Origin of the sequence: Vibrio genomosp. F10 str. 9ZD137 (assembly GCF_049974785.1) — a bacterium.
GTDB lineage: Bacteria > Pseudomonadota > Gammaproteobacteria > Enterobacterales > Vibrionaceae > Vibrio.
This window is the reverse complement of record NZ_JBNGCJ010000204.1, coordinates 1-4,089: the sequence shown is the minus strand read 5'-3', so window position 1 is coordinate 4,089 and position 4,089 is coordinate 1. Positions and strand designations below refer to the sequence as shown.

At 37.4% G+C, this 4,089-nt stretch carries 3 protein-coding genes and 1 pseudogene; all 4 read left to right on the top strand.

The window, feature by feature from the left end; all coding sequences use genetic code 11:
- Window positions 1–481: pseudogene (locus ACP45E_RS02765) on the top strand (cellulose-binding domain-containing protein); the annotation flags it as partial.
- A gap of 598 nt (window positions 482–1,079) precedes the next feature.
- The gene (locus ACP45E_RS02760; RefSeq protein ID WP_017037050.1) at window positions 1,080–2,039 is read left to right on the top strand and encodes an aKG-HExxH-type peptide beta-hydroxylase; all 960 of its coding nucleotides are present in this window, start codon (window positions 1,080–1,082) and stop codon (window positions 2,037–2,039) included.
- Window positions 2,020–2,601, top strand: a complete 582-nt coding sequence (locus ACP45E_RS02755; protein WP_347229969.1) for a DUF6817 domain-containing protein — start codon at window positions 2,020–2,022, stop codon at window positions 2,599–2,601. Before ACP45E_RS02760 ends, ACP45E_RS02755 begins: the two co-directional genes overlap by 20 nt.
- Window positions 2,591–3,844, top strand: a complete 1,254-nt coding sequence (locus ACP45E_RS02750; RefSeq protein WP_017037048.1) for an MFS transporter — start codon at window positions 2,591–2,593, stop codon at window positions 3,842–3,844. The genes ACP45E_RS02755 and ACP45E_RS02750 overlap by 11 nt, the downstream gene beginning before the upstream one ends.
- Window positions 3,845–4,089 lie beyond the last annotated feature (245 nt).

The following is a 4,089-nucleotide window of genomic DNA, read 5'->3' as shown; positions in this document are numbered from 1 at the left end:
GTGCCGTGGTGTCATTCAGACTACCGGACGCCAGAACTTTGGTACCTTGAATCACTTTATGGGCCGTTCGCATGTTGACCCAGAAACCATTGGTACCACAGTCAACGGAGTCACGGTAGAAGCACCACCAGAAAATCCACTCTATGCCGATCTCGATTTCTGTTCTAATCCAGGGCTTATTTGTAGCTCGGAAGAAAACCGAGAAATCAAATGGATTGCAGGTCTGTTCTACTGGGTAACATCGGTACAGGCTTATAACGACGAGAGTGGCACTTACGCTGGCTGGAATTACCACACCGAGCTTAAAAACTACGTTGATGGTGGTCTACAAGGTACCGCATTTATTGATGCGGTATCAGGTATAGTTAATCGCGGTTGCCCCGACAGTACCTGCCCTGTCAGTGGTGAAGTTCATGCCATTAAAGAGCGCCAAGATAACTTTAAACTTGTATTGCAAACCCTTGGGCTAAACCCTCAATAATTGCAGAACCACAATATTAGAAACGCCTATTAAAACAGTAGTCGAATACAAATAGGTCGTATCAATCACAGAAAACACTGGCTCCCCAAACGGGAGCCATTTTCTTTTAGCGGTCTAGATATTTATCTTTATAGCTTTCTAGTTTCTTACAAATCCGTCGCTATGCCATAATGTCACTGGTTTCAGTAGCGTGAAGATCAGATATCAACTCTAACTAAGTGACCTAATTCAGCGTACCACTACACTTGAACATATTGTTTATGTTTTTACGCTCGAAGTTTCTCTTATATATTATATAATATTTATTGCTCACATATTTATGGGATTAATGTCGCGTTATTTTATATTTAAATGCTACGTTGAATTAACGTTTTTTGTGGGTATATACTTACCAAGTTATGATAGCTTGGTTTAAAATAAATAAAGTTAATGTGGAAATTTAATTATGAAACTAGATTCATCTAAATTGCTGACTTCAAAAAGCGTAAAAACGACTATTATCTCTGTGAATGACAAAGCAAAAGCAAAGTAGTCGAAATATGTTTACCAATTTATAGCTCAGTTTCGGCTGGGCTATTTATAGTTTAAGGATTTAAAAATGGATGTATCTCTCTTTTCTAAGCAAGAATTAAATACCTCTCTACTGTCTTCACTATCGTATATTTACTCTGAACTTAACAAGTCAAATTCCGCTTCTACTCCATTCGATAGCATAGTTAACTCTTTGAGTCCTAATTGGGTAACTTTCGGTTTGTACAATATGCTCATTGATACTGTAGAGGATAATAGTATTGAACAGTCGAAACTTCTACTGGATGATATTTTGCGTTCATTTAGTCTAATTTCACCCTCTATCTTAGTAGCCGTTCTTAACTCTGAGTATTCGCTTACAAAAACAGAATTAATTACTAGAGAGCTATCAAAACACTCAGATAAGGTTATCAAATGCGGGGAGCTTGATAGCGCGAATTGTGTTCATGCAAAAACAAAAATTAAAGAAACTTTGGACCTAATCCAGTGTGGCTCTCCTTTACTTTGGTCGCTATTGTCTGACTATGTAGATGAGATTGTTCTTACTGGTAGCACTAACGGACATTATGTGCAGTCCGCTGCTAGCTTTAATCTCTTTGGGTTAGTAATTATCAACGGCGATAACAGACAAGATGTTGATTTCTACCTAGAACATATTATTCATGAGCTTGCCCACATAATCCTTTATACGGTTAATGCAAAGGAAAGTGTTGTATTAAATGGAGAAGATGAACGGTTCCAAGCTCCCTATAGAGCGGATTTGAGGCCAATGGATGGGATCTATCATGCATATTTTGTTATGAGCTACATTATTAAGTTTCTTAGAACATTAGTGGTCAGTAGAGTCTTGAACGAGACTTTAGTCGATAAAGTTGAACGACGAATATCCATCACTGAAAGTCAGTTTGTAAAAACTCACGATATGATGGTTTGGGAAGCCAAGTTTACCCCTATTGGGAGAAAAATTTTCGACGATGCGTACACTGAAACCATTCACGCTCTGAGTAATGAAGGTAGTTATGCATAACGATATTCTTACCAGTATCAATCAATTCGAGTTTTACAATAGCTCATTATATGGACGGCCTTTGCGAGCCCATCTAAAACAAAGCTATCTACTATGTAAGAAATTGGGATGTTCTGATATGGAGTGTATCGTAGCCCTTTATCATAGCTTCTATGGCGAGTTATTTGGTTACGAGTCCTCCGGTCATCCATATGCTGACAGAGCGACTCTTCAACTATTGATCGGTCCAAAAATTGAAGAGTTAGTTTATCTATACAATATCATTCAGGCCAAACAAGGTCTTTATGACGTTGTCTCTGAAGACAAGAAATCACACCTATTTTGGTTTGAGTCACTGATCGGGAAAGTAGGTATAACCAGCAATCAACGGAAAATACTTGTTAATGTTTCTGCCACCGAGACGTTGGAGCAAGTTAACTATCTTGTCAACGTCACTAAGCAATATTCTATAGAAAAGGTCGCCCCTCATATTGAAAAACTGGGGCAATATTTAGAGTTGCTCCACCCTAAAGTACAACAAGAACTTGCTACTGCGACAAAGAGGATTAGCTATGTCACTTAAAATGCCCCGTAATTTCTTTTTTGTTCGAATTGGGGAACTGTTCACGTCACTTAGCACACGTATGATTGTAGGTGGATTGTCTTGGTACTGTATATCTGTCTTAAGCAATGCAGCAATGGCCTCCATGCTATATGGAGGTTTCTATTTATTCAAACTTATTTTTGGCGTATTACTTTCTCCACTTGGAGATTCATTCAATAAAAAGAACCTACTAATTATCAGTTCTGCTACCCTGCTAGGTTCATCATTATTAATGCTGTTAGGTTTCTATGCTGATATTGCAGTTGTGAGTATCGTGATAGGAATATTGATTATTTCATTTGGGGACTCCTATCTCTCTGGAATAGTGAACGCAATAATACCGGAAATAATACCTAAGCACTTAGTTGAGCGAGCGTATCAAAATACCTTCATACTGCAATCAGTGGCCAATATTATTGGTATAGCGATGGGAGTTACAGTAATTGAAACTTTTGGAATTTCATTTATTCTAGGCTTTTCACTGGTATTATCTGGGATATCAATAGTACTTTTTTCTTTGATAAATTATAAAGCTGATGTTATTACTAATATAAAATTTACCACCCACTCGCAAGATATTATTGAGGGTGTTAAGTTGAGTTATAAATACAAGACTGAGTTTTATTGGAATCTTATTTCATCTCTATCCAATTTGGCGGTGGTGCCTTTGGTTGGAATTTTGGTACCATATTATGTATCAATGGTGGTTGAGAAACAGGCAATTTATGTGGCAACACTGGAGCTATCATTAACCATTGGAGTTTTCTTAGCAGCCACTTACGTTCAGCCCATTCTTTCCAAGCGGTATTCAAAGATTTCACTTGTTCAATCTGCTTTTGTTGGTATATCCATCAGTATGGCGCTGTTGGCATTTTCGAATAGCCTGCTAGCCTGGCACATAGGCCTCTTGACACTAGGAGTTTCAATTGTAGTAAATAATATTTCAATAGAGAGCGTGCGTGCAGTTGCCATACCACAAGAATTTCGAGCTAGATTACAGGTTGTACACCAACTGTTTATTCAAAGTAGTATTCCATTTGGGTTCTATATATTTTCATTCAAGGAGAGTCAGGATAACTTAGTTATGATCCTATACTCATTTTCCGTTATGTTTTTAATATTTAGTTTCCTCATACCAATGATACCCCAAATGAAGATACTACTAAGCAAAAGTAGTGAAACTTTAGACGGGGCATATGCAGATCTTTTCGAAGCTAAATAGCTAAATTTAGCTAGTAGGGCTTTATCTAAGACAGGGATTACATCAATTGCCAAGCGATGGAGAGCATGATGAACGATTTGACCAAACATCAATACTATTGCAGAGTGCTAACAGGACTATGTCTTCGATAAGTTATGCTAAATGGAAAACAAAAAAAGTACCCCATTGTGTTTCAGGGTCATCAATAAGAAATGATTAAACTGTACTAATTTCCATATTAAACATATTAAAAGGACACACACTGT

Bases quoted from the DNA above. Each gene is read 5' to 3' on its own strand.
- ACP45E_RS02760 (WP_017037050.1), top strand. From the start codon at position 1,080: ATGGATGTATCTCTCTTTTCTAAGCAAGAATTAAATACCTCTCTACTG.
- ACP45E_RS02755 (WP_347229969.1), top strand. From the start codon at position 2,020: ATGAAGGTAGTTATGCATAACGATATTCTTACCAGTATCAATCAATTC.
- ACP45E_RS02750 (WP_017037048.1), top strand. From the start codon at position 2,591: ATGTCACTTAAAATGCCCCGTAATTTCTTTTTTGTTCGAATTGGGGAA.